At 69.5% G+C, this 26,941-nt stretch carries 19 protein-coding genes; 12 read left to right on the plus strand and 7 right to left on the minus strand.

The genetic code is table 11. From position 1 onward, the window contains the following. Positions 1 to 264: 264 nt before the first annotated feature. The gene (locus V2S66_RS33450) at positions 265 to 678 is read right to left on the minus strand and encodes an ATP-binding protein (protein ID WP_330800726.1); all 414 of its coding nucleotides are present in this window, start codon (positions 676 to 678) and stop codon (positions 265 to 267) included. Between the two features lie 604 nt (positions 679 to 1,282). On the opposite strand from V2S66_RS33450, the gene V2S66_RS33455 reads away from it, so the two are divergent. The 11 genes from V2S66_RS33455 to V2S66_RS33505 all read left to right on the plus strand — a co-directional run bounded on the left by V2S66_RS33455 (position 1,283) and on the right by V2S66_RS33505 (position 19,970). Beyond that, a complete protein-coding gene (locus V2S66_RS33455) occupies positions 1,283 to 4,120 on the plus strand; it encodes a GH92 family glycosyl hydrolase (RefSeq protein WP_330800728.1) in 2,838 nt (945 codons plus the stop codon). A gap of 158 nt (positions 4,121 to 4,278) precedes the next feature. Next, entirely contained in the window at positions 4,279 to 4,584 is a 306-nt protein-coding gene (locus V2S66_RS33460) for a zinc-ribbon domain-containing protein (protein ID WP_330800730.1), read from the plus strand. Positions 4,585 to 5,079: 495 nt separating this feature from the next. Then, positions 5,080 to 6,336, plus strand: a complete 1,257-nt coding sequence (locus V2S66_RS33465; protein ID WP_330800732.1) for an AAA family ATPase — start codon at positions 5,080 to 5,082, stop codon at positions 6,334 to 6,336. Between the two features lie 876 nt (positions 6,337 to 7,212). Then, positions 7,213 to 13,476 (plus strand): DNRLRE domain-containing protein, encoded by a 6,264-nt coding sequence (locus V2S66_RS33470; RefSeq protein WP_330800734.1) that lies wholly within the window; start codon positions 7,213 to 7,215, stop codon positions 13,474 to 13,476. Positions 13,477 to 13,605: 129 nt separating this feature from the next. Then, complete coding sequence (locus tag V2S66_RS33475) at positions 13,606 to 13,773, plus strand: hypothetical protein (protein ID WP_330800736.1); 168 nt, start codon at positions 13,606 to 13,608, stop codon at positions 13,771 to 13,773. A gap of 119 nt (positions 13,774 to 13,892) precedes the next feature. Next, a complete protein-coding gene (locus V2S66_RS33480; RefSeq protein WP_330800738.1) occupies positions 13,893 to 14,147 on the plus strand; it encodes a hypothetical protein in 255 nt (84 codons plus the stop codon). Positions 14,148 to 14,163: 16 nt separating this feature from the next. After that, positions 14,164 to 14,991, plus strand: a complete 828-nt coding sequence (locus V2S66_RS33485) for a helix-turn-helix transcriptional regulator (protein ID WP_330800740.1) — start codon at positions 14,164 to 14,166, stop codon at positions 14,989 to 14,991. A gap of 219 nt (positions 14,992 to 15,210) precedes the next feature. Next, positions 15,211 to 16,155: an NADP-dependent oxidoreductase gene (locus V2S66_RS33490; protein ID WP_330800758.1), complete on the plus strand. Its 945-nt coding sequence runs from the start codon at positions 15,211 to 15,213 to the stop codon at positions 16,153 to 16,155. A 35-nt stretch (positions 16,156 to 16,190) separates the two neighbouring features. Further along, positions 16,191 to 16,691, plus strand: coding sequence for a cupin domain-containing protein (locus V2S66_RS33495; RefSeq protein ID WP_330800742.1), 501 nt, complete (start codon positions 16,191 to 16,193; stop codon positions 16,689 to 16,691). A gap of 169 nt (positions 16,692 to 16,860) precedes the next feature. Further along, the gene (locus V2S66_RS33500) at positions 16,861 to 17,025 is read left to right on the plus strand and encodes a hypothetical protein (protein ID WP_330800743.1); all 165 of its coding nucleotides are present in this window, start codon (positions 16,861 to 16,863) and stop codon (positions 17,023 to 17,025) included. A gap of 1,040 nt (positions 17,026 to 18,065) precedes the next feature. Continuing rightward, the gene (locus V2S66_RS33505; protein WP_330800745.1) at positions 18,066 to 19,970 is read left to right on the plus strand and encodes an alkyl/aryl-sulfatase; all 1,905 of its coding nucleotides are present in this window, start codon (positions 18,066 to 18,068) and stop codon (positions 19,968 to 19,970) included. 64 nt (positions 19,971 to 20,034) lie between these two features. On the opposite strand, the gene V2S66_RS33510 is transcribed toward V2S66_RS33505, so the two are convergent. Next, positions 20,035 to 20,637: a hypothetical protein gene (locus tag V2S66_RS33510; protein ID WP_330800747.1), complete on the minus strand. Its 603-nt coding sequence runs from the start codon at positions 20,635 to 20,637 to the stop codon at positions 20,035 to 20,037. A gap of 533 nt (positions 20,638 to 21,170) precedes the next feature. Then, positions 21,171 to 21,970 (minus strand): IS5 family transposase gene (locus tag V2S66_RS33515; protein ID WP_330800760.1). Its coding sequence is split into 2 segments (ribosomal slippage): positions 21,171 to 21,625 and positions 21,625 to 21,970, totalling 801 coding nucleotides; the frame shifts between segments, so codons are not numbered across the junction. A gap of 90 nt (positions 21,971 to 22,060) precedes the next feature. Here V2S66_RS33515 and V2S66_RS33520 point away from each other — a divergent pair. Then, positions 22,061 to 22,878, plus strand: a protein-coding gene (locus tag V2S66_RS33520; RefSeq protein WP_330800749.1) for an IS5 family transposase whose coding sequence is annotated in 2 segments (ribosomal slippage) — positions 22,061 to 22,409 and positions 22,409 to 22,878 — 819 coding nt in all. Because the reading frame shifts where the segments join, the coding sequence is not laid out codon by codon here. Between the two features lie 323 nt (positions 22,879 to 23,201). Here the strand turns inward: V2S66_RS33520 and V2S66_RS33525 are convergent. The 4 genes from V2S66_RS33525 to V2S66_RS33540 all read right to left on the minus strand — a co-directional run bounded on the left by V2S66_RS33525 (position 23,202) and on the right by V2S66_RS33540 (position 26,474). Further along, entirely contained in the window at positions 23,202 to 23,480 is a 279-nt protein-coding gene (locus V2S66_RS33525; protein WP_330800751.1) for a hypothetical protein, read from the minus strand. 970 nt (positions 23,481 to 24,450) lie between these two features. Then, positions 24,451 to 24,738 carry a DUF7848 domain-containing protein gene (locus tag V2S66_RS34735; protein WP_461949949.1) on the minus strand — a complete coding sequence of 96 codons (288 nt, stop codon included), beginning with the start codon at positions 24,736 to 24,738 and terminating at the stop codon, positions 24,451 to 24,453. Continuing rightward, positions 24,731 to 25,069: a hypothetical protein gene (locus V2S66_RS33535; protein ID WP_330800754.1), complete on the minus strand. Its 339-nt coding sequence runs from the start codon at positions 25,067 to 25,069 to the stop codon at positions 24,731 to 24,733. Before V2S66_RS33535 ends, V2S66_RS34735 begins: the two co-directional genes overlap by 8 nt. 157 nt (positions 25,070 to 25,226) lie before the next feature. Then, on the minus strand, positions 25,227 to 26,474 hold the full coding sequence (locus tag V2S66_RS33540; protein ID WP_330800756.1) for a helix-turn-helix domain-containing protein: 1,248 nt from the start codon (positions 26,472 to 26,474) through the stop codon (positions 25,227 to 25,229). Positions 26,475 to 26,941 lie beyond the last annotated feature (467 nt).

Below are 26,941 nucleotides of genomic sequence, written 5' to 3' on the forward strand. Positions count from 1 at the left end.
GGCAGGACGATATCTCCCGGCGCGCAGCGAACCGTCCGCAGCACCTTCAGGAGGGTCGGGCGGGTCGCGGAGCCAGACGCCCCAAGGGCTGCCGGTGATCACCCCCGACGCGGCCGGCGCCGCCTCCGCCGGCAGCACCTGGCCACCAGGCGCATCCAGCCCCGGACCGCGATACCGCGGCCCGGGGCCGCGGTGTTCCAGGGCACGACCCGGCCCGACCCGTGACGGCTGCGGACGAGGAGCGCCGGCCGACCGGGCTCGGCTTCAGGCCGCTGCCGTCTGAAGGGACATCTGCACGGTGATCTGCTTGCCTGCGGACGTCGGTGTGATCGTCGGGTCGCCGCACAGCGCGGTGACGATCTCCAGGCCGTGCCTGCCCACCCGGGTCGGGTCCGAGGGCATGGCCGCCACCGCACGCGTCGAGGTGTCCCACACGGTGATCTCCACGACGGCGTCGGACGCCAGCAAAGCCACGCCGAACGGGCCGGCGGTGTACTTGACCGCGTTGGTGACCAGCTCGCTGACCACCAATTGGACGTCCGCGACGATCCGGGCGGCGACCTCGACTCCCTTGCCGAGCAGCCGGGCGAACAGGTCCTCCACCAGTCGCCTGGCAGCAGCGATGTCGACGGTCCTGCCTTGGAACGCCTTGCTGACGTGCACCACGCGATCCCCCACCCGGCAATCCCTCCGACGGCCGCTGCTCCCAGCCGACCATACCTGTGCGACGATGCGCCGTCACCGCGCACCGTATCGGCCACCCACGGCGTCTACCCCGCCAGGGCCGTCCCATCGCACCGACCCGCAATCGTACCCACGTCCGCCCCGCCGACGCGGGGACGACCGGCGTTCACCTCATCCCTTCACACAGCCTCACCGGCCTTCCCGCTGACCAGGTGATCCGACCGCCCGAAGCCCGGACGCCGCCTCGACCCCCTCCCCCAGCGCCACGTCGTTCCCCGGTGCGGCCCCCGTGCAACGGTGAAAGGTATGGACATGTCAACGCGGCTGTGCTCTCATTCCGGTTGACATCGCTGTCATGAACTCCATCCGCTCCAGGGGCCGTCGCGTCTCTCGGCCGGCCGAAACGGCCGGCCCGTCGGCCGCGAACACCCCCCTCCGTTCGCGCGCGGTCGGCAGTCCCGTCGGGTTCGCACGGCCTCGGACCCGCAATCCCCGACGCCATGCCGCTCCCCCTGAAAGACGCTCCGCACCGTGAACGCCCCACCCCGATCCGACAACGATGTCATCCGTGTGAGCCCCCTTCGAGACGGAGACCCCCATGGTCCGGCCCCACCCGTTAAGACGCGCCATATCCGCGCTCTCGACCGTCGGCCTGCTCGCCGGCGTCGGGCTGACGCAGCTCGTGTTCTCCCCGCCGGTCGGCGCCGCGGTCAGCGACCCGGCCGCCGCGGTCAACACCCTGGTCGGTTCCAGCAACAGCGGGGAGACGTTCCCCGGCGCCGACACCCCGTTCGGCATGGTGCAGTGGAGCCCGGAGAACACCCGGGGCGACCAGACCCGCACTCCGCAGCCCGGCGGCTACGACTACGGCGTCACCCGGGTCCGCGGCTTCAGCCTGACCCACATGTCGGGCACCGGTTGCGCCGGCGGAGCCGGGGACGTGCCGATCCTGCCGTACGCGGGCGCGGTCACCTCGTCGCCGACGTCGGATCGCGCGGACGCCACGTACGCCGCCACCTTCTCCCACGCCAACGAGACCGGCACCGCCGGCTCCTACCGGGTGGGCCTGGACTCCGGCGTCAACGTGGAGCTGTCCGCCTCCACCCACACCGGGGCCGGCCGCTTCACCTACCCGACGGGCAAGACCCCGTCGCTGCTGGTGCGCACCTCGAACTCCGAGGTCGGCAGCAGCGCGGCGCAGACCACCATCGACACTGCCAACCGGGCGATCAGCGGATCGGTGACCAGCGGCAACTTCTGCGGCTACATCAACGACGTCGACCGGCGCAGCTACTACACGCTGTACTTCTACGCCGCCTTCGACAAGCCGTTCGCCAGCACCGGGACCTGGAAGGACGGCACCCTGTCCGCGGGCAGCACCAGCTCCAGCGGCGGGACCACATACGGCACCGACGGCTGGCCGGTGGCCGGCAAGGGCTCCGGCGGCTACGTGACGTTCGACCCGAACCAGGGGCAGTCGGTCGGGGTGCGGGTCGGCATCTCCTACGTCAGCGCCGCCAACGCCAAGGCCAACCTGGATGCCGAGAACCCGGCCGGCACCACCTTCGACACCGTGAAGCAGCGCGCCCACGACGCCTGGAACACCGAGCTGAACCGGCTGGCGATCACCGGCGGCAGCGCCACCCAGCAGGCGACCTTCTACACCGCGCTCTACCACTCGCTGCTGCACCCCAACGTGTTCAGTGACACCAACGGTCAGTACGTGGGGATGGACCAGAAGACGCATACCGTCTCGGGGAACCAGCGCGCACAGTACGCCAACTTCTCCGGCTGGGACGTCTACCGCGACCAGGTCCAGCTGGTGACGCTGCTGCGGCCCGACGTGGGCGCCGACATCGCCCAGTCGCTGTACAACCAGGCCAACCAGAACAATGGCGTGTGGGACCGCTGGACGCACAACCAGGGCGGCACCCATGTGATGACCGGAGACCCGGGACCCGCCGCGGCGTCCAGCATCTACGCCTTCGGGGGCACGTCCTTCGACGCCGCCGGGGCACTCACCTCGATGGTGCACGCCGCCACCACCGTGACGGCGGAGGACCGCAGCAGAGACGGCTGGAACGTCATGGTGACCGGGGAGCGGCCCTCCTTGGACAGGTACCTGTCGATCGGCTACGTGCCGTCCGACGGGAACGCCTGGGGAGGCGCCGGCGAGACCCTGGAGGACGTCTCCGCCGACTTCGGCATCTCCCAGCTGGCGCAACGGCTGAACGACACGACCACCGGCAGCCAGTTCCTGGCACGGGCACAGAACTGGAAGAACGTCTTCAACCCCGGCACGGGCTACATCCAGGAGCGCAACTCCTCCGGTGCCTGGGACTCGTTCGACCCGGCCAGCGACAACGGCTTCGCCGAGGGCAGCGCCGCACAGTACACCTGGATGGTCCCCTTCAACGCCAAGGGCCTGTTCGCCTCGATGGGCGGCTCCGCCTCGGCCGCGAGCCGGCTGGACAAGTTCTTCCACAACTCCGACGGCAGCTGGGCGCTGTCCGCTTCGGACGGCACGCACTCCGACCTGAGCAACGAGCCGTCGATCGGCACGCCGTGGCTGTACGACTTCGCCGGGCAGCCCTACAAGACCGAGCAGACCGTCCGCCAGGTCGTCAACACCCTGTGGTCCGACAGCCCCGGTGGCATACCCGGACAGGACGACCTCGGGGCGATGTCGTCGTGGTACGTCTTCGCGGCGATGGGCGTGTACCCGCTGGCGCCGGGCCGCGCCGACCTGCTGCTCGCCAGTCCTCTGTTCAGCCAGATCGTGGTGCACCGCGGCAACGGCGTCACGCTGACCCTCAACGCCACCGGCGCGGGCACCGACGCCCCGTACATCCAGAGCATGAAGGTCAACGGCGCCGTCTCGACCCGCCCCTGGCTGCCGGAGTCACTGGTCACCAGCGGCGGGACCGTCGACATGACGCTGGGCAGCACCGCCAACACCTCCTGGGGCACCGCGGCCGGCGACGCCCCGCCGTCCTTCGACAGCGGCTCGGCCTCCGCCGACGTGGCGCTGAACAAGCCCGCCACCGCCGACTCGTCCTGCAACGGCGACGAGAGTGCGGCCAAGGCGGTCAACGGCAGCGTCTCGGGCGGCACCGCCGACAAATGGTGCTCGCTGGGCGGCACCACGTGGTGGCGGGTGGACCTCGGCGGTCCCACGCCGGTCAGGACCCTCACCGTCAGGCACGCCGGCGCCGGCGGGGAAAGCACCGCATGGAACACGCGTGACTACGACATCCAGGCGTCCGACGACGGCACCACCTGGACCACCCTGGTCCAGGCACGGGGGAACACCGCCAGCGTCACCACCCACGCCGTGAGCGTCACGACCCGCTATCTGAAGCTCAACGTCCTCACGCCCGAGCAGTCGGGCACCGGCGGCGCCGCCCGCATCTACGAGTTCGAGGCATACAGCTGACCACGAAAGCGTCCGGTCCGCCGCGCGGCGCCATCGTCCGCGCGGCGGGCCGCTCAGACGGGCCCGGCTGACGCGCCGCCGGACGGGTACGGCACACTGTGCTCCTTGGCACCGAGTCCGTCGCGAGGGCGAGGACTCCGGGGGGAAGGCGAAACACCATGATCATTTGGGGTACGAGAAGCTACATCCAGCAGCTTGCCATGCTCATGCTGCTCTGCGGCCGGTGCGGCAACCCCGCGGCCCACGCGCTGCGCAAGCGGGTCACGAAGTTCACGTTGTTCTTCATCCCGCTGTTTCCGATCAGCTCGAAGTACACGTCGCAGTGCACCTTCTGCGGCACGCTGACGCCGGTGCCGAAGGAGCAGGCCGACCAGCTCCTGACGCAGGTCACCGCGCAGGCCCAGCCGCAGCCGGCCGCCGGCCAGCCGGTCCCGCCCCAGGGCGCGAACCCCTACCGGAGCTGACCCGCCCGCACGCGGCCCGGGGCGCGCCAGAGCGAGATCGTCGGCGCGATCCGCGGCATCTCGCGGGCGTGGTCGACCCCCTGCCCGGTGCGGCCGCCGTCTGCCCACACCCGAGCGATCCGCCGGGGCCGGCGCCGCAGTCGGGCCGGCAGCGTCCGCCCGGCTTCGCGGTCGGTGATCGATGCCGCCGTGGCCATCGGTCAGCAGCAGCGACGCCAGAACGCATGGACGCGGTCCCCCGGGAGAGTGCAGGCGTCGCCCGCCAGGCGAGGCCACCCGCGACCGGGTATCGAACCGCGTCCGCCATCTTCCGGTGGCAGTAACCCCTCCAACTGCCCGCCCCTGCCCTCCATCCAGCCCCGCACCGGAAGCAGAGCCCGCCCGGCCCGTCGCAGAAGGCGTCCTCGAGAGCGTGACCGGCCGGCTCGCCGCAAGGCGGCCGAAGGGTGGCCCCGGTGACGCGGCACGGTCGCGGGAACTGCGACAGTATGACGCATGCAGCCCAGTCATTTCCGCATCACCCGGGTCGTGCTCAGGCAGTTCCGCAGTCTCGCAGAGGCGGACGTGTCCCTGGGCGACCTGGTGTTCCTGGTCGGGCCCAACGGAGCGGGCAAGAGCAACTTCCTGGACGCGCTGCGCCTGGTGTCCCAGGGCGTGGGGTCCTCACTGCACGACGCGCTGCACGAGCGCGGCGGTATCGCGCAGGTGCGGCGCCGGGCGCCGGGGCGGCAAGACCGCTTCTCCGTGCGGCTCGAGTTCGAGGGTTCCGACCTCGCCGGCGCCTACGAGGTGCAGGTCGCCGTGGCGCGCGGGAGCGGCTTCCGCGTCGCCCGCGAGCACTGTGCCGTGGAGTCCGGCGGGCGGTGGGCCTCCTACCGGGTGGAGGACGGCGCGCTCGCCGTCTCCACCGAGCGCAGGCTGCCGGCCGCCGACCCGCAGGGACTCCTGCTGGCGCGGCTCGGACGGCACGCCGCGTTCCGTGCGGCGCACGCCGGCCTGGCCGGGATGCGAGCGTTCGACCCCGACCCCCGGGCCATGCGCGTGGTCCGGCCCGCCCAGGACGGCCGCGCCCTGCTCCATGACGGCTCGAACGCGGCAGCCGTGTTGTACCGCCTCGGCCGTGCCACCGGCGGCGGTGCCGGTGCCGGTGCCGGTGCCGAGGAATATCGCCGCCTGGAGAGCTACCTGCGGCAGATCGTGCCCGGGCTCACCTCCGTGCGCCGCCGCGTGACGGGCGGCGCCGAGCTCCTGGAGTTCGGTCAGACCGTGGCGGGGGCGCCCCGCCCCTCGCGGTTCACCGCGGGCTCGGTCTCCGACGGCACGCTGCGCGCCCTCGGCGTGCTGCTCGCGCTCTTCGCGCCGGCGGCCGGCGGGCAGGGCGTGGTGGCCGTCGAGGAGCCGGAGTCCGCACTCCACCCGGCAGCCGTCGCCGTGCTGCGCCAAGCGCTGCGGGACGCCTCCGACCGCCGCCAGGTGCTGGTGACCAGCCACAGCCCGGAACTGCTCGACGACGAGGAACTACCGGCGGCTCAGGTGCGGGCCGTGCGCAGCGTGGAAGGCGTCACCATGATGGGCGAACTCGATGAGCCGGCCGCCTTCACGCTGCGCGCGGGACTGGGCACCGCCGGCACACTGCTGCGCGAAGACGGCCTCCTGCCACACCCCTCCGCGCCGGACACCACGAACGACAGCGCCCGGCGGCGGGGACGGCAGGGGCTGATGACGACGTCCGCGACCGACGGGGACCTCTGAGGGCGTGACCGGCGGCCCGCGCAGGGACATCTGCCCCTGATCGCGGGCCCCGTTGCTCTGCAGCCGCTCTCCTCTCGACCGCCGGAGGTGGCGTCGGAGCGACCGTCGAGATCTCGACGTGCCCGGACGCCCCTTTGAACGGCTGGACACTGGCCGAGGATGCCTCTGCGCGCACCGTCGGACATGTGGTGGATTTCGGCTCCCGTGCGGCAGTCGGCGCCGACTCGTCGGGCGTCGTCGCCGGCGCCTCCGCGAGGACCCGCGTCCCGGGCGCCACCACACCCTCACCACCCGCCACAAAATCGCTCACTGGTAACCGGTGACGCCCACGACAATTCGAGACCCATACGTTCGGCGCGCGCGGACGCATTGCCTTTCCCGTGGTGGAGGATTCGATACGGATGCGGCTGGTTTAGTGGCCTTCCGCGAAGGCGAATCGCCGGATTCGGACGCGCCCACGGAGCACCGGCCGAGCCATTCATCGGGGGAGGCGCCGACGCCGAACCAGGCCGACTGCTTGGTTCCGACAGTTCATCCATCCAGCTCAGGGCACCGGCCTCGGGAGCGGGCAAGACCCTCCGAGGTGGGACGGAACGCGGTCGACGCGTCCTGAATACCTGACTGAAAGATTCCGTTTCACCGGAGACCTCAAGTCTTCCTCAGGTTCACGCTGCGGACGGATTCCGCACACTAAGTTGAGCGCGATTACGTCAGCCGTCGGCATACGACACACGCGTACAACCACGTTCGCGGCCTCCATTTCGGGCGGTCGCGCGTCGAATTGTGCCCACTACGCAGGAGGTACGACGCACCATGTTCTCGCGTGATTTCGCGGCCGGGTGGATACGCCCGCCGAGACCCAGATGGACCGCGGCGATGGTGGCGACCGCCACCATCGCCTCGTCGCTGCTGGGAGTCGCTACGGCGGCTCCGGCCGCGGAGGCCGCCCCGAAGCAGGAATCGCCGGCGCCGGCGGGTGCGGTGACCGAGCGCCCGGATCGGGTGGCGGCGATGATGACGGCCCGCTCCCAGAAGCACAGGGTCGAGGTACTGTCCGAGCGGACCGACAGGTCGCAGACGTTCGCGAACCCGGACGGCTCCTGGACCACCACCGAGTACACCGGTCCGGTGCGGGTCAGGGACGGGCGCGGCGCCTGGCACGGGCTCGACACCACCCTGGTGCAGGACCCGAAGTCCGGTTCCTGGCACCCGAGATGGGCAACGGCCGACGTCAGCTTCTCCAACGGCGGTACGGAACAAGGCGGTACAGAGGAGTTCGCGTCCCTCGTGCGGGGCGCGCAGTCGTATGCCGTCTCCTGGCCGGGACGGCTCCCCAAGCCGAAGGTGAGCGGCGACACCGCCACCTACAGCGACGTCCAGCCCGGGGTGGACCTCGTGCTCAAGGCGCTGCCCACCGGTTTCTCCCATGTGCTGGTTGTCCGCAAGCGCCCGGTGAAGCCGCTGAAGTTCGCTCTGCCCACCCAGACGTCCGGGATGAACCTGTCCCGTGACACGGCAGGGCACCTGCGGCTGGCGACGAGGACCGGGCGACTGGTGGCGTCCGCGCCGGCGCCGCAGATGTGGGACGCCGCCACGGACCCGCGCTCCGGTGAGCCCGCGCACGTCGCGGTGATCCCCACCCGGGTGAGCGCCGGGACGTCCGGCGGCCAGAGCAGTCTCGTACTGTCACCGGCCCAGGCGTTCTTCGACGACTCGAAGGTGGTGTACCCCGTCACCGTGGACCCAGCGGCCACGCTCGCCGTGACCACCGACACGTGGGTGCAGACCCCGGACTACCCCGACTCGCAGATCTCCTCGGCCGAACTGAAGGCCGGCACCTACGACACCGGTGCCGATGTCGCCCGCGGCTACCTGAAGTTCGACGTCTCCCCGTACACGGGCAAGCACATCACCGACACCGATCTGCAGCTCTACTCGTTCTACTCCTCGACCTGCTCCACCGCGGGGGCGGGCATCCAGGTCCGGCGGATCACGTCCAACTGGGACTCCTCGGCCCTCACCTGGGGCGCACAGCCGGCCACCTCGACCACGGACGCCGTCACCAACACGGCCGCCCTGGGCTACAACTCCTCATGCCCCGCCGGCAACATGCACTGGGACGTCGACAACATCGTCAAGTCCTGGACCTCGGGCGCCTCGCCCAACTACGGTCTGCAGTTGCGCGGCGCCTCCGAGACCGACCCGTACACCTGGCGCCGCTTCCGCTCGGCGAACTACGTGAACGGCGGGAACGACCCGGTGGAGCCGCACCTGACGGTCACCTACACCTCCCCGCCAGGCACCCCGGTGAGCACGTCGGCTGCGCCGCTGGTGACGACGACGCTCAACACCATCAAGTCGACCTCGGCCTCACCGTCCTTCTCGGCGAAGTCCACCGACGCGGACGGCGGCAACGTCACGCTGACCTTCGAGGTCTCGCACGACCCGGCCTACACCTCGGAGGGCACCGGGGTGATGTGGACCGGGAGCAAGACCGTGGCCTCGGGCGCGACCGGTACGGTGACGATGCCGGCCACCGTGATCGGCACGACCCGGCCGCACATCCAGTGGCGGGTCAAGGCATCGGACGGCACCGACACCTCCGCCTGGTCCGCGTACAGCAAGTTCGGCTTCAACGTCAGCCCACCGAACGCCCCGACCGTCACCTGCCCGGACTTCACCGCCGGCGTGTGGTCGTCCCACACCGGGAGCGAGGTCTGCACCCTGGACACCACGTCCACCGACGGGGCGGGCTACTACTGGTCGCTGGACAGCCCGACGGATCCGACGGCGAAACTGGTCGACCCCAACGGCAACGGCGGGAACCCGCTGACGGTCGCGATCAACCCGACGGCCGGCTGGCACACCCTCTACGCCACCGCCTACGACGACTCCTACAACCGCTCCACCATCGCCGCGCTGGCCTTCGGCGTGGGGACGGGCAGCGTGCTCACGCCGGCCGACGGTGACCGCACCCAGGCGTCGGTCGCCCTGACCGTCCGGGCCGGCGCACCGAGGAACCAGGCCACCTACCAGTACCACGTGGGTGAACTCGCCTCGGCGGCCTGGACCACCGTCCCCGCCTCGGATGTGACGCTGCCCGGAACCGGCACCCATCCGACCTGGCCGCAGACTCGCACCGACACCTCACAGGACTTCACCGAACTGGACTGGAACGTCGCCCAGACGCTCGCCAACGCGGGCAAGGGCGACGGCCCGGTGCAGATCGAGGCGTGCTTCCAGACCAACGGCGGCGCCCAGTCCTGCTCGCCACCGGTGACCGTCACGGTGGAGCGCACCGCCTTCGGCTCCTCCTACGCCACCAGGGAGCTCGGTCCCGGCACCGCGTCACTGCTCACCGGGGACTACTCCGTCGAGGACACCGATGTGGACTTCGGGGACCTGGCGGTCTCCCGCAGCCACACCACCCTGTCCCCGCCGGCCGCCACCGCCGGCCCCACCGGCATGTTCGGAGCAGGCTGGTCGGCGGCGCTGTCCACCTCGACCGACGCCGGCGCCGCCGACTACACCCTCGAAGACCACACCGTCGACGGGTACGTCCTGCTGGTGGCAGCCGACGGGAGCACGCTGTCCTACGTACAGCAGGGCGCCTCGACCAGCTTCACCGGCATCTCGGAAGCCGCCGACGGCTCGGTGCTCACCGCCAACACGGCGAGCAACCCCACCTCGTTCACCCTGGCGGACACCGACGGCAGCAAGACCACCTGGACCAGGAACGGTTCGAGCTGGTCGGTCTCCCAGGTCACGGTTCCGGGCATCAACGGCACCACGACCTTCAACCGCGACGCCCAGGGCAGGGTCACCCAGATCACGGCCCCGGCCCCCGCGGGGGTCACGTGCACCACACTGGTCCGCGGCTGCAAGGCGCTGACCTTCACCTACGCCTCCAGCACCAGCACCACCGGCACCGCCGAGGCGCAGTGGGGCGACTTCAACGGTCTGGTCTCCCGCATCTCCTACACGGCCTGGGACGCCGCGACGTCCAGCATGAAGCCGGTGGCGGTCGCCCAGTACCTCTACGACAGCACCGGGCATCTGCGCGCCTACTGGGACCCGCGGGTCTCCCCGGCGCTCAAGACCCGGTACACCTACGACGGCACGGGCCGGATCTCCACCGTGTCCCCGCCCGGCTTCGCGACGTGGACCCTGGCATACGACAGCAAGGGCCGCATCGCTTCGGTGTCCCACCCCGACCCCGCTCACGGCACGGCCACCCAGGCGGTGGCATACGGTGTCGCCATCACCGGCGGCGGAGCCCCGATCGACCTGTCGGGCGCACAGACCTCGACCTGGGGCCAGTCCACCGACCTCCCGGTGAACGGCGCCGCGGTGTTCCCCGCCTCGCACGTGCCGGCGGCCGGCTCCGGCGGCGCCTACGCACCCACCGCCACCGACTGGAAGTACGCCGCGCTGTCCTACCTCGACGTCAACGGCCGTGAGGTCGACACGGCGACCTACGGCGGCGGCGCCTGGCGGATCGACTCGCAGCGCTACGACAGCTTCGGCCACACCGTGTGGACGATGTCGGCCGCGAACCGCGCCCAGGCCCTGAGCCCGACCGCGGACACCGACCCGTACGTCGCGGCGCAGGCGGACAGCGTGAGCCGCGCCAACCTGCTCGCGTCCACCAGCGTCTACACCGCCGACGGCTCCGACCTGATCAGCCTCACCGATGCCGCCCATCCGGTCCAACTCGCCGACGGCACCGTCGCCTCCGCACAACTGAGGACCACGTACAGCTACGACGAGGGCAAACCCGACACCAACACCTACCACCTCGTCACCACCACCGTGACCGGCCCGGTGGTTCTGGACGGCCAGGACTCCCACGTCGGGCAGGCCGACTCCCACACCACCCGTACCGGGTACAACCCGATCGACGGCAAGCCCGCCACCGACCCGACGTCCGGCTGGGTCCTGTACCGGCCGACCACCCAGACCACGGTCGTTCCGGGCGGCACGGACATCGTCGACAAGTCCCGTTTCGACGCGGACGGGCAGACGGTGGAGACCCGCAAGCCCGCCTCCAACGGTGCGGACGCCGGGACGACACTGACCACGTACTACACCGCGGCCGCCAACTCCGCCCACCCGGAGTGCGGCAGCCATGCCGAGTGGAGCGGTATGGTCTGCCGCACCGGTCCTGCCGCACAACCGACCGGGCAGCCGATGCCGGTCAGCGAGACCACCTACACGACGGAGTGGGCCCTGCCGGGTACCCTCACCGAGACCTCCGGCGCCACGGTGAGGACCTCGACCGTCTCGTACGACGCGGCGGGCCGCACCACGGGCAACCACCTCGCGGTGACCCCGGCCCCCGACGGAGGTGCTCCGGTCAGCGACACCACGTTCGGATACGATCCGACCACAGGTGAGCAGGTCACCGTGTCCTCCGCGGACGGTTCGGTGGTCACGACCGGGCGCGACAGCCTGGGCCGCGTCGTCAGCTACAGCGACGCGACCGGACACCAGACCACGACGACCACCTACACCATCGACGGACAAGTGGCCACCGTCAACGACGGCAAGGGAACCACCTCCTACACCTACGACGGCACCGACGCGTCCGGCCAGGAGGAGCACCGCGGCCTGGTCACCCGTGTCGACACCGGAATGGGCAGTGCGCCCAGCGTCTTCCGGGGCTCCTACGACGCCGACGGGAACGCCTCCCTGGAGACCTTCCCGAACGGGATGACGGCCACCTCACAGCACGACAACGCCGACCAGCTCACGACGCTCAGCTACACCATGAGCGGGTGGACGAACCCGTTGGTGTTCTCCCAGACGGCGTCGCCGTTCGGGCAGACGGTCGCCGCCTCGACTCCCGAGTCCCAGCAGCAGTTCGGCTACGATCCGGCCGGCCGGCTGACCCGGGCAGAGGACGACGACGCCACCGCCGCCAGCTGCGACGTCCGCAACTACACCCTCAACGCGAACACCGACAGGACCGCGCTGACCGACTACCCGGACGCCGGCGACGGCATCTGCACCACCGCCACGACGCCGACCGTCACCACGCACACGTATGACAGCGCCGACCGGATCACCGACACCGGCTACAGCTACGACACCCTGGGCCGCACCCTCACCGCTCCGGCGGCCGATCTGGCCAACGGCGCGAGCCTGAAGATCGGCTACTACGCGAACGACATGGTGGCCTCCCTCACCCAGGGTGTCGAGACCCGGACCTTCACCCTCGACCCGGCCATGCGACTCAGCTCGGTCAGCGACACCGGAGGCGCCCAGCCCGGCACCACCACCAACCACTACTCCGACAACTCCGACTCACCGACCTGGATCAGCGAGGCCGACGGCAGCTGGACCCGCAACGTCACGGGCCTGTCCGGTGGACTGGGTGCGATCCAGAAGTCCGACGGCAGCGTCGGCCTCCAGGTCACCGACCCGCGAGGGAACCTCGTCGCCACCGTGGCCGACGACCCGACTGCGGTCGGCCCCGACTGGTACGCCGAATCCACCGAGTACGGCGCTCCGCGCACCGGCACCGCCCCCGCGCGTTACAGCTGGCTGGGCGGCGAGCAGCGCCCGACCGACGCACCGAGCGGCATCATGCTCATGGGCGCCCGGCTCTACACCCCGCTCAGCGGCCGTTTCCTGAGCGAGGACCCGGTCGCCGGCGGCAGCTGCAGCGGGTACGAGTACAGCTGCGCGGACCCGGTGAACAAGTCCGACACCACGGGTTCGGTCACCGCGGGCTGCCGGACGTACAGCAAGAGCTACAAGGTGTACGAGGGCAGCGTCCCGCTCCAGATCGGCACCATCGGCATGCACGTCGAGGTCTGCATCAACCGCGGCGGGAAGATCACCTCTTCCATCGGCTGGGGCTGGGGCGACACCTGCTGCGGGGGCGGCTTCTACGGCTGGAGCTTCTCCTGGCACGGGGTGTACCGGAGCCTCAGCGGCTCCTACCACGTCCAGTACAAGGGAACGGGCATGGCACAGGTCTGCGCGTTCAAGTACATTCCCGTCTGCGGTTACCAGGAACGGTTCGCGATGTCCATGGACTACTACGGGGCTGTCTACGGTCCGGTGCCGGCTCGGTACAAACCGATCTGGAAAGCGTACTGCACCAATTCGCACTGCAAGCTACGGTTCCGCTGACCGGAACTCACCGGCGCGGCGGCCACTGACCGCCGGCCAGACAGGGGGCCACCCGGGCACGACCCGGGTGGCCCCGGCGCCCTACCTGCACCTACACCTGCACCTGCACACCGGAGAACGGAAGAGGACATGAAGACACGTCAGTTCGGCTTCTGGCTGTGGTTCGGCTGCGTTCTGGTCGCCTCGATCGTGGGGTACAGCCTGAACGACGGAAGTCCGAGCATTCCGTGGGCCGTGGGCGGAGCCGTGGTCGGCGCGGCCGCGGTCGCCTTGGTCCGTCTGCGCCGGGGCCGCTAGTGGCTCCAGCAGCGCGTCGCTGACGGAAGTCGCCCTGGCCACCGTACGAGACCTGGCGGTCGAGCCGCAGGCATGGACACCCATCCGCCCTTCGAACTCACAGCAAGTAGGATCACGGGGTGATTGACGCGACGCCCGGTCTGAACTCGGGGCAAATCGGCGCGTACTTCACTCCGACGCAGTTCAGCAGGCTTCTTCAGTACGCGCGCGTGCTTCCCGAGCATGCCTACCGGGTTCGGCAGCCGCTGTTCGATCCCGTGTCCGGTGAGGACCTCCCTGCGCTCAGCGCCATCCTCGGACCCGTCCGCACCCGTATGCGCGCCGCGCCGCCGCGCTCTGCCAAACCGCGCGCCGGACGCAACCGCAGCAGCTGAAGGGACGGATGGGGCGATGGACCGCGCACTGCTGGCGGATTTTCTCCGGGCGCGCCGCGAGGCGCTGCAGCCGGAGGACGTCGGCCTGCCCCGTGGCGGCACCCGGCGTCGGGCCCGCGGGCTGCGCCGGGAGGAGGTCGCGGTCCTGGCCGGCATGTCGGCCGACTACTACAGCCGGATCGAGCAGCAGCGCGGTCCGATGCCGTCGGAGCAGGTGCTCGCGGCCCTCGCGCAGGGATTGAAGCTCAGCCCGGGTGAGCGCGAGCACATGTTCGCGCTCGGCGGGCATTCGGCGCCGCGGCGTGCGCTGAGGGATGAGCGGGTCAGCCCTGCCATGCAGCGCATCGTCGAGCGGCTCGCGGACACGCCTGCGATCGTGTTCTCGCAGTTCGGCGAGGCGTTGTTGCAGACTCGCGGGGCGGTTGCGTTGTTCGGCGACTACACCCGTTTCAGCGGGATGTCCCGGTACCTGGCCTACCGCTGGTACACGGACCCGTCGCAGCGTGCCATCTATCCGCCCGAGGACCATGACCTTCGCGGGCGGGTCTTCACCGTGGATCTGCGGGCGGTGTACACGGCCGACCCCGCGGGCACGGCCGGCGAGATCGTCGAAGCGCTGCTGGCGGTCAGCCCCGAGTTCGCCGAGGTGTGGCGTCGGCACGAGGTGGACGTGACCCACCATCACGAGCTCAAGCGCTACGTGCATCCGGAGCTCGGCGAATTGGAGCTGCACAGCTGGCGGCTCATGGATCCCGACGAGAGCCAGGATCTGCTGGTCTTCATGGCGGAGCCCGGCTCGCCGAGCGAGGAGAGGCTTCAGCGCCTCGGCGATCCTCCTCGCTGACAGACCCGTGTGCCTCCCGACTGAGTTGTCCAGGGACACGTTGTCCGTGGACAAGGTGGTCCTTCATCCGATCCCCGGTTCGCGCCACGCTTGATCGGTCGGTCAAGCGGAGCAGGCCGTCACTCGCCATCCAGTTTGCTTCAGATTCACAGCATGCTGCGGTCGGGATGTGCTCCGAAAGCGAAGCACGTTCGGAAGAAGAGAAGAGAGCTCGCCATGATGAAGGCAGTGCGTTTCCACCAGTACGGCGACCCGAGCGTCCTGCGCTTCGAGGACGTCGAGCAGCCGGCCCCCGCCTCTGGCCAGGTGCTGATCCGGGTCGCCGCGACATCGTTCAACGGGGTCGACGGCAGCATTCGCGCGGGGTTCATGCAGGGACCGATCCCGGTGACGCTCCCGCACACCCCGGGCATCGACGTGTCCGGAACGATCGCGGCGCTCGGCGAGGGCGTCGAAGGCTTCGAGGTCGGTGACCGGGTCGTCGGGCTGCTGCCGATGGCGGAGGACGGCGCGGCTGCGGAATACGTCCTGGCCCCGGCCGACATCCTCGCCCCGGCGCTGACCAGCGTTGCCCTCGCTGACGCGGCGGCACTGCCGGCCGTCGGACTCACCGCGTGGCAAGCCCTGTTCGACCACGCGAAGCTCACGGCGGGCCAGCGCGTGCTGATCAACGGCGCGGGCGGGGCGGTCGGCGGCTACGCCGTGCAACTGGCCAAGAGCGCAGGCGCGTACGTGATCGCCACGGCAAGCCCCCGCAGCCGCGACCGGGTCAAGGCCGCCGGTGCCGACGAGGTCATCGACCACACCACCACCGCGGTCGACGCGGCGACAGCTCCGGTCGACGTGGTGCTCAACCTCGCGCCGATCGAGCCGGCGCAGCTGGCGTCGCTGCTCGACCTGATCCAGCCGGGCGGTGTACTGGTGAACACCACGGTGTGGATGCCCGCTCCCCGCGACGAGCAGCGCGACGTACGCGGTATCGACCTGTACGTCCGCAGCGACGCACACCAGCTGGCGCACCTCGTGGAGCTGGCCGATCGCGGCGAGCTGCGCATCGAGGTCGCCCAGCGGGTTCCGCTGGCCGAGCTGTCGGCCCTGCACGCCGACGCTGCTGCGGCCAACCTGCCCAGCGGCAAGGTCGTCGTCGTGGCGCCCACTGCCTGACCGCTCGCTTCCCCATACACGAAGGAGAGACGACGATGATCCCCGCCGACGACCCGTCCCGTTCGCTGACCGTGGCGAACCCCGACAACCCGAGCACGACCTACATCTCGCTGGTGGGCAACACCTACGCCATGTTGATCACCGGCGAGCAGACCGACGGCCGTTACTGCCTGATCGACATGCGCGTCCCCGACGGCGGCGGACCGCCGCCCCACCGGCACGACTTCGAGGAGATGTTCACCATCCTCGAAGGCGAGATCGAGTTCACCTTCCGCGGCGAGAAGCGCACCGTCCGCGCCGGATCCACGATCAACGTCCCGGCCAACGCACCCCACAACTTCCGCAACGTCTCCGGTGCCCCTGCGCGCATGCTCTGCATGTGCACTCCCGCCGGCCAGGACGAGTACTTCATGCGCATCGGCGACGTCGTCGCCGGTAAGGACGCACCGCCGCCGCAGCTGTCGCAGGACGAACTCGCAACGCGCCGCCGCCTCGCGGTGGAGCTGGCCGAGGCCTACCGAAGCGAGTTCCTGTAGCCCACCTGGTCCGGCCACGGCGGCCGGGTGCACTCGCACCCGGCCGTCGCTGCCCTGGCGGCGCACGCCTGCCACGTCCTGTGACGGTGTGTGGTGCGGCCGGGGGGGCTTATGGCGGGAAGCCGGCGGCCGGGGTTCGTTGCGTCCGCGGTGATCACCGCGGTGGTCGTTGCGGGTCACCCTGGGCCTGGATGTGCGCAGCCGGGCGGAGATCACCGCGAAGGTCGCCGAGGCCACCCGGTTCATCACCGGCGACACCACGGTCTTCGACGACCGGACCTGGTCGGCGCCCACCTGGGCCGGCTCCTCGACGCGCGGCCGCCGATCCTGCTGATCCAGCACGACGTGTGGAGCGCCGGGCAGCGCGCACGTTTCTGACCGGCGGAGCCCACTGCCGCCGGCTGATCACCCCCGGCTGCCGCGGTGACCGCGGCGGTCGACGAGGCCGACCTTCGGCATTCGGCCGACCGATCCACCGCCAACGCAACGTAGTCGAGCGCTGCTTCAACCGCCTCAGTGGCTGCTGGTGCGGGCTTGGTTCTTCCGCCTGTCACCGGGCGGGAGGTCCGTCAGGCCTGTTATTGACCATCGCGCGAATGATGTTCTCGGCCCGTGATCAGCGTGTCGTCGGTACTCCGCCCTCCGCTGCTGGGAAGGGCCATCGTTTCGGAAGACGGGCTGGCGGGCCGCTCATGAGATCAGTCGCCCCCCCGCGCTCAAGGGCGACTACGAGCGCTGGACGATGTTCGGATCCTGGTGGAGGTGAGGAGCTCCTACCCGTGGAAGGCGTGACCGCGTCTCCGGCCCGGCCGGTCCCGGGCCCGAGACGCTGGTGGAGGCCGTCTGGATTTGTCCCGTCGCGTCGGGCTCGTCTGTGGATCTTGTACCGAGCTGCGGTGCTGCCAGGTCGAGTGAGAACCCTCAGTTCGGGATTCTCCGTGCATATGGCTTCTGCGGAATCCGGCGTGGGTTGACCTGGCCGAGTTCCTCGCTGTGGCGGACGGTGCCCAGCACGGTGGCGCCGCCCCGGTGGACGAGTTGTGCGGCCAGGGAGCCGAAGCCGCCCAGCACGCCGTGCACAGCACGGCCAGGCGCTCGCAGACGACGGTGAATCTGTGCGGCGGTGCAGAAGGCCGGTAGGACTGGGCGCTGCAAACCCAGACCCGCTGCCCGACCTTGCCGGGGTCGACGCAGTCTTCCGACCGGGCCGGCCCCGCCGCGGCGCGCGGACCGGCCCTGTCACCCGATCGGTCGCGTCGTCTTGCCGCCCGGACGAGGCCGGGTCAGCGTGTGGGGCAGGTACGAGGAGAGGTTCGCAGCCGCAGGCCCTGGTCGCGGACGGCCGCGACGCCCGGGACAGAGAGGCCGCCTGCCATGCCGTACAGCCCCAAGGACGCCACCGCCGCCACCGCCGCCGCGAACCGGCAGGCGGCGGCCGGCTACGAGATGGGCGACCGGCAGGACTTCGTCAACGCCGACCGCGGCCTGATCGCACCGCTGCCGGAACCGCTGCGCGCCGACGACGGGCGGGTCATCTTCGATGCCTCCCGGTTCGACTACATCGCCGACGACGCCCCGGCACCCGACACCGTCCATCCGAGCCTGTGGCGGCAGTCGCAGCTGATCAGGCGCGGCGGCCTGTACAAGGTCGTCGACGGCCTGTACCAGGTGCGCAACAACGACATCGCCAACCTGACCGTCGTCGAGGGCGAGAGCGGCCTGGTGGTGGTGGACTGCACGGCCAACGTGGAGGCCGCCACCCAGGGCATGGCCATGATCCGCGAGCACGTCAGCGACAAGCCGGTGGCCGCCGTCATCTACACCCACACCCACATCGACCACTACGGCGGCGTCAAGGGGATCGTCTCCGCAGAGGACGTCGCCTCCGGGAAGGTCCCGATCATCGCGCCGGGCACGATCGCGTCCTTCGACAAGCACGCGATCGGCGAGAACGTCATCGCGGGCAACGCCATGACCCGCCGCGCCTCCTACGCCTTCAACAGCCTGCTGGACCAGGGCCCGGGCGGCTGCGTCACCTGCGGCATCGGGATCGCCTCGCTGCCGGGTGTGACCATCTCCTACCTCTCCCCGACCGACCCGATCACCAAGACCGGGACCAAGCGGGACCTGGGCGGCCTGGAGTTCGAGTTCCTCTACGCGCCCGACACCGAGGCGCCCGAGGAGATGCACATCTGGATCCCGCAGCTGGCGGCGCTGACCTGCGCGGAGAACGCCAACCACTCGCTGCACAACATCCAGACACTGCGCGGGGCCCGCACCCGCGACGCCCGCAACTTCGCCCGCTACCTCGATGAGACCCTGGAGCGCTGGGGCGACGACGCAGCGGTCCACTACGGCCCGCACACCTGGCCCGTGTGGGGCAACCAGGAGGTCACCGGGTTCCTGGAGTCCCAGCGCGACACCTACAAGTACATCCACGACCAAGCCCTGCGTCTGGCGAACAAGGGCTACACCCCGCTGGAGGCGGCCGAGGAGATCGAACTGCCCCAGTCGCTGGGCCGCAAGTGGTTCAACCGCGGCTACCACGGCACCCTGCACCACGACGTGCGCGCGGTGTTCACCAAGGAGCTGGGCATGTGGGACGGCGACCCCGTCTCCCTGCACCCCCACCCGCCGGTGGAGACCGCGCGCCGCTTCGTGGACCTCATCGGAGCCGACCAGGTCCTGGCCGAGGGGAAGCGGTCGATCGAGGCCGGTGACTACCGCTGGGCCGCGCAGATCCTGCACACCCTGGTCTTCGCCCAGCCCGACCACCAGGCAGCCCGCGAGCTGCAGGCCGACGCCTATGAGCAGCTGGGCTACCAGGCCGAGGGACCGCAGTGGCGCGGCATCTACCTGACCGCCGCCAAGGAGCTGCGCGAGGGCGTCCAGGCTGCGACCTTCGCCACCGCCAGCCCGGACACCGTCCTGGCGATGCCCGTCGACATCCTCTTCGACTACGCCGCTGTCCACCTGATCGGTGACCTGGCCGCGACTGCGGACCTGCGAATCGACCTGCACTTCACCGACACCGGCCAGACGTGGACGATGTGGATCGCCAACGGCGTCCTGAACGCCCGCCGCGGAGCATCCGACCGCACCCAGCTCACCGTCACCGGCCCCAAGGCCGCCCTGGTCGGCGCCCTGCTCGCACCCGCCACCGCAGAGCAGCTCGCCCGCAGCGGTGCGATCACCCTCGACGGCGACCCCACCGTCCTGCACACGCTCGCCGGGCTCCTGGACGACTTCGACCCCGACTTCCCCATCGTCGTGCCCTGACCACTCTCGCCGGCACGACAGCCGCGCTCGGGTTGGGGGCGGCCGCACGCGGCTACCGCGCTGGCTACTTGGCGGGGCTGGGGTCGCCGGTGTCGACGCCGAGCTGCCGGCCGGAGCTGTCGAACGTGGTCACGCTCTCCACTTCCAGGCCGACCGGAACGACAAGTCCGACGAAGGCGTGGCCCGCGACGCGGGTCGGGGTGAGGTGCTTGGTGGAGCCGTCGGAGTAGGCGACGTCCAGGTGATCCACGGACGTGTCGATCTCCGATTGCAGCCAGTACGGCATGCCGTTCGCCTTGGCGTGCGTAAACGACAGTGACGCGGGCGGCTTCGCGTCGCGACTGACGCACCGTGACACCGCGCCGCCCTGGCCCGCCGATTGGACGATGCACTGGCCGTACGGGCCGACGTATGCGGTGACGGACCACCTCTCCTCGCCCGTCGGGCCAGGCGTGACGCCGGACGCGATCTGCGCCGAGGCTTCCGGCAAAGCGGGCGTCGCGCCGGGGGCGTCCCAGGTGACGGCGATGCTCGCCCCGCCAGGCTGCTGGAAGGGGATCGCGAATCCGACCTCCTTGCCACCGGTATGGCCAATGGCGACGTGTTCGTGACCATGTTCCACTGGCAACGACTCGCTGCGATCTCCAGCGAATGCTTCGGTCCCCACCGATGACGTCTAGCTGGTATCAACTCCATGACACCCCCCTGTGAGCCAGGGTAAGACGCCGTTTCTTATGGTGGGCTGCAGCTCGGGTTCCTCCTGGCAGGGGTATGTGGGAGCATTTGGGCCATGGACATCAACCGAAAGGCTCGTGCCGCGTAGGCGGCCTGGGCGTCTACGTGCCGAGCATCGACTTCGGCGCCAGCCGTCGATCCCGCGACCCGTTTTCCCGGGCTTGTCCTCGATGGCCACAGCTGAGGTCGTCAGGATCGAACTCAGCCGTAAGTACCTGTGGCCGGGTGCCACGTACACAGCAGCGATTGTCTGGAGCCGGTTCGTACGCAATCCGAACCGACGATTTTGGGCTCAGGACGATGAGTCCAACTGCGACATCTGGGAGTGCTGTGGCAGTCCCTTCGAGGCTCGCTACTTCTTGGAAGCCGTGATCCGTGGCATGTCTCGACAACGACGCTCCGAACTGCGCCGCTTCGTTGACGAGCTGGACAATCTCTACTACTCACGGCACTGGACGACACCGCTCAGCGAGCCAGGCGCCGGTAGTTGATGAGTAACGCCGCGATGCCCACGAAGGCGAGGAAGTGCTCGGCTTTGCGTTCGTAGCGGCGGTGAAGCCGACGGCAGCCGGCCAGCCAGGAGACGCTTCTCTCAACCACCCAGTGGTGGCGGCCGAGCCGCTGGGAGGACTCGATGCCCTTACGAGCAATGCGGTGGCGTATGCCGCGGGTGCGGAGCCATCGGCGCAGGTGGTCGTAGTCGTATCCCTTGTCACCGTGCAGCTTTCCAGGCCGCCTGCGACGCGGCCCGCGATGGGAGCGGATGGGCGGGATGCCGCGAACGAACGGCTGCAGACCCTGGCTGTCATGCAGGTTGGCGCCTGAGATCCCGAGCGACAGGGGCAATCCGTTGCGGTCGGTGATCAGGTGAATCTTCGATCCGAGTTTGCCGCGATCGGTCGGATTCGGTCCCGTCAGAGGCCCCCTTTTGTGGCCCTGAGGCTTACGGAGTCGATCGCGCATCGGGACCAGTCCAGCTCACCGCGGGCACCGAGTTCGTCGAGGATGACACGATGCAGCCTGGCCCAGACCCGGTCCCGGCTCCACTGCGCAAAGCGCCGGTAGACCGTGGGCCATGCAGGGCCGAAGACCGGCGGGAGTTGCCGCCACGTACAACCCGACGTCGCCACGAAGATGATCGCCGCCAACGCCTCGCGGTCACCTGCTCGTCGCCAACCCCCACCCTGCGGACGTACGACCTCCGTGGGAGGCACCACTCGCCCAAACAGCTCCCACAACTCGTCCGGCACCAGCCGCTGGACCAAGGCCACGATGCACTGACCAACGACCGCTCACGCCATAAGAAACGCCGTCTTAGACCGTGTCCTGCGTGGCGGTGAGTCGTTCAACTGAACATGGGGCGTGGTACGTGGAGTTGGATTGTTCCGGACGGGTTGTGGGAGATCGCGGAGCCGCTGATCCCGCCGTCCAGGGTGCGGGCGCAGGGCGGCGGGACGCCGGACACGCCTGATGAGACGCTGTTCGCGGCGATCATCTATGTCCTGGTCAGCGGGTGCGCGTGGCGAGCGCTGCCGCCGTGCTTCGGAATATCGAAGTCGACCGCGCACCGTAGATTCCTGATCTGGTCCAGAGCCGGTGTGTGGGGCCGGCTGCACGAAGCGATCCTGCACCGGCTCCACGGCGAAGGCCTGCTCGACCTGTCCCGCGCCGTCCTGGACTCCGCCCACGTCAGGGCTAAAAAAGGGGCGAACTCACAGGTCCGAGCCCCGTGGACCGGGGCAAGTCGGGCTCCAAAATGCACGTCCTGTCGGACGCGAACGGCCTGCCCCTCGTCGTCGGCGTCTCCGCGGCCAACGTCCATGACAGCCAAGCCCTGAAGCCTATGGTCGAAGGCCACCAAACGAGACACGACCCCCACCGCGGCCGACACTTCAAGCCCCAGCGCCTGCATGCCGACAAGGCGTACGACGTCTCCCACCTGCGGAGATGGCTACGGGGCAAGCGCATCGGCGTCCGAATCGCCCGCAAGGGAGTCGAGTCCAGTGAACGGTTAGGGCGGCGACGTTGGGTCATCGAACGCACCATGTCCTGGCTGACCGGCTACCGCCGCCTCAACCACCGCTACGAACGCCACCCCCGCAACTACCTGGCCTTCCTCGGTCTCGCTGCTGCCCTCTGCTGCTACAAACGACTCATCCGCCTCACCACGTAGGACACGGTCTTAGGCCATCGCTTCGCGGCCACACTCAGAAAGAGTTCCGACCAGGAAGCACCATAATTTTCCCAGGCACCCTGCATTTCCCTCGGAGGGAGGGCCTCGGTTGAGGCAGAACCTTGTTGACCACGGCCGCTCTCGCTGGTGTTGCGCGCCCGGACGGGCGGGGGTGCCGCTGAGCGGGGCGGAGACAGGAGCGGGCGGCGGCCCCGCCGGGCCAGAGCGCGCGCGGCCCGCGACAGCGGGCCGCCTTGAACCGGTAAAGATACTCTGAACAGCTAAGCCACGGGGCACCCGCGAACGCCAAGCGCCAGACCCGATCAGTGCTTGACCAGCGCACGCATCAGCGCCACCTCGACGGTCTGCGCGTGTTTGCCGCCTCCCAGTGCGACGCCATCAGCCTCCTCGGCCGCGCCCTCGGCAAGCCCTCCGAGGTTGCCACCAAGCCCAATGACGGTGACGACTCGGCGACGAACGACCGCCTTGCGCAGCGCCGGTCCGTTGACGTTGCCGTCAACTACTGCCGTCGGCCCCCTCAGTGGTCCCGCCGGAATCACGAGACCACTGGGGAGCCTGACGCGACTGTTGGATCCACTCATGAGTGACTCACTCCGAAATGCGCATACGCGTCACCCTCAGGTCGACATTCGCGCATTCCTTGTAATGCGCGAGCGCATTACCCTGACTTTGTCCAACATTAGGCAATAAACGTCACATAATAGCCATCGCCACCGGCAAATCGATCAGAGAATTGACGCCAACTCTCTCTTGCTCCCCCGCCGCCCCCCTGCCCACTGAACCAGCTTTCGTGACATGAGGAAAAGCCATCGGAAACGGCTTCCCATAGATCACCGCCGAGAACGATGACCCCAGACGAAGTCAGAGCATCGAACACATCCTGTGCCCGCGAGATCGGGAACGCGTACTCAGCCGAACCTTCGCTGCTCAGATCGACAGCACAGCCCCGGAGCAACTCTGGCACCGTCTCTAGCAATTCTTCTTGCTTCCTTGAAGCCATTACCTCATCCGGGGGTCAAAGAATCGGTGATTAATAGAGCCATCCTGTTCAATGATCCAATGGAATGTTCCTCGGGTTCCATTAATCAGTCCAGGCAACTTCACATGCATTCTCGGGATGCCATCGCCACCTCTCACAATGGACGTGTCCGACATCGTTGGCAGGCTGTCGATAGATGCAGGGAAGCCATGATTGTCCCCGCTTTCAATCTGGGCCTGCACTTTGTCCGTGTACCTCGTGACATCGAGAGGATTCTTGTCGAGAATATTAGGATCACCCTCGACATGGTCAGTCACAGTCCCTTGGCTATCGACCGAGAAACGGGCTCCGTTGCAATTATGCACCAGGACCGGCGTGGTCCCTGCCAGCACATAGTACGTGTGCTACGCGGACACCTTCTACCTGCTTCTTTGCAGGTCAGCGCCTGTTTCGGGTTCCGCTGATGTCCGTGGTTGTGCGGGGGAATCCGTGGGTGTTGCCGTCACTACTGCCGTCAAGGGCTCGGGCCGCGCGGTCGCGTTGCCGCTGGCGTGGTGTCACCCTCGGGGACTTCACTGCCATGCGCCAGGCTCGGCACGGACGAGGGCGCGGACGGTCTGCTCATACAGTTCGTGGCCGCTCTGGGCGCAGTGTCCGGCGATCCAACGGGTCAGCTCGTCCGAGGTGTGCAGCGTGCCTGACGTGGCCCCGCAGCTGCGCTCCTCGCCGGTGACGCAGACCGCCTCCATGGTCGGCATCGCCAGAGGGTCGGGGACGGTGGTCACGCGGTACTCGCGGAAGCGGTAGCGCCCCCGAGAGGCATCGCGTACTGGTGCGCCGGCGTTCGGAGAGTCAGGCATCCTCGGTCACCACTTCCTGATCCGGGATGCGCTGTCCGCGCGAGTCCGCGACCCTGAGCGCGTCCGTCAGGGCTTCTGTCAACCGGCGGGCCAGCCAGCGGTATTCGGTCGCCGACCGGGATTTCGCGCCAGGTGCCGTGGCGTCGCGGGCGTACTCCAGCAGTTCCTGGCCCATGCTGAGCTGTACCGTCTCGATGCTGTCGGCGAGGGTGGAGAGGTAGCCCCGGCCGTCGGTGCTCAGGTAGCAGGGCTTCCCCTCCGGGCTGGTCCACGGCAGTAAGCGGGGACCTCCCCCGCCCGACGCGGCGTCGTACAGCTCTCTGCGACGCATGCGGTCGGCATCGCTCCTGGGCTGGCTCACTGGGCACCCCCGGCCTGGGTCACTGATGGTGGACACACCGACCGTAGGCACTGACTGATCGTCACCCCAGCCAGGAGTCATGACAGTTCGCGACTCTTGGTTCACGAACTGCCACGCTGTGTGGCAGCTACCCGACTACGCCCAGGTAGTCAGCCATTTCGCGCATCTCCGTCGTGAGGGTGCGCTTGCGCTTGCCCAGGATCTCCTGCATGGTCTCGGCGGCCCCGTTCTGGTGCCGCAGCCACTGCGGGGCGGCTTCCCTGGCACGGGTCAACTCGTCCATGGCGGCGGACAGGTCGCCGGTCCGGGTGTGGGCGCGCGCCACATCGAGGGTGAAGCGGTTCCCGTCGTTGGTGCTGGGCCTGCCCAAGCGCTTCCACGCCTTGGGCGACAACTCCTCCTGCTCGCCTGCCTTGCGCACCACCGCGCGGGCGTCGCCGATAACCAGGGAGTCTTCGAGTGCCTTGACCGCGACGGTGACCGGCCCGAAGACGGACCAGTGCCGGGAAACATTGCGATGCGCTGTCCCGACAGCGGTTGCCGCGACCCGGGCGGCCTGACGGTACGCCTTCGCCTCGTCGGGACGGTTGTTCCTCACGGCTGCGGCGGCGGCCTCCATAGCCAGGCCGCCCCACACCGCGTAGTGGTCCGGCTCGGCGCCGGTGATCTTCGGCTCCACCGCGTCCATGCTCCGGGCAGCGACCTGTTCCGCCTCGTCCAAGCGGCCCTGGCGCACCAGCAGCCAGCACATGCAGCCGACACCGGAGCCCGCCGCAAGCATGTCTCCGGCCTGACGGGCATCCATGATGGCGCCGCGCACAGCGGCGTACGCGATGTCGTACTGCCGTACCTGGGTGAGGTAGGTGCCGGCCAGACGCAGCGCCTCGGCGCGGGCGAGCAGTGCCTGTCGGTGCTCGTCCCCGCCGTCGTAGTAGGCAACGGCCTGTGCGGCATCACGCAGCAGGACCGGCAGTTGGGCGGCGACGCTCTTGTAGCTGTCGGCGAAGTACAGCACCCGTGCGTCTTGCAGCGTCCGCCGGAAGGTGCGCAGGTTCGGTTCCTCGCCCACGGCTTCGGCGTCCTGGTCCGCAAGTCCGACGGCTGGGGTGAGGGCGGCGCGGAGCTGGATCAGATTGACGCGGTTCGGCTCCTCGGTCTGCCCGACGGGCTCCGGGGCATCGGACGCCATCAACGCGGCGGTGGTCACCCCAAGCGCTCGGGCGAGCGTGTGCAGGGTTTCCATGCGGAGAGTGCCGCCCTGCTCGGCCTTGCGAACCGTGCCCGGCGATACGCCTGCGGCATGGGCCAGTTCCTCCTGGCTCATCCCCGCGCGACGCCGGTACTTGCGGACGTTGTCGGCCAGCTCCGTAATCATCAACTCACCACCTCCCACTCCACGGTACGCCCGGCCGGCACATCACCCGGGGACGATCCGGCAGACCCCCACCCACAGGGGCTACCCCACCACCTGGCGCGCCGGAACTCCGGCAGAATCGGGGCCTGAGCGGGAGGGGTCCCTCGTCGGTCGGGCAGCTTCGCCGTGCCAGGGTTCCCCGGGGGCCGCCAAGGCTCACACCGTGACGCGTGCGCTCGGCCTTGGCGGCCCCCGGGGGTTCCTGGTACGCCTCCGGTGACCGGGCGGCGAGGGACCCCTCCCGCGACCCGCGACCCCACACCACGACGAAGCCGCACCCGCAAGTCGTCCCCCTGCCCCTCAGAGGGAGGGCCGGGGTCTGGGGCGGAGCCCCGGAAGTGGTTCGCTGTGCTGGTTGTTGCGCGCCCGGACCGGCGGGGTCGTCGGCAAGCGGGGCGGAGACAGGAGCGGGCGGCGGCCCCGCAGGG

Origin of the sequence: Actinacidiphila polyblastidii, from assembly GCF_036353415.1 — a bacterium.
Lineage (GTDB): Bacteria > Actinomycetota > Actinomycetes > Streptomycetales > Streptomycetaceae > Actinacidiphila > Actinacidiphila polyblastidii.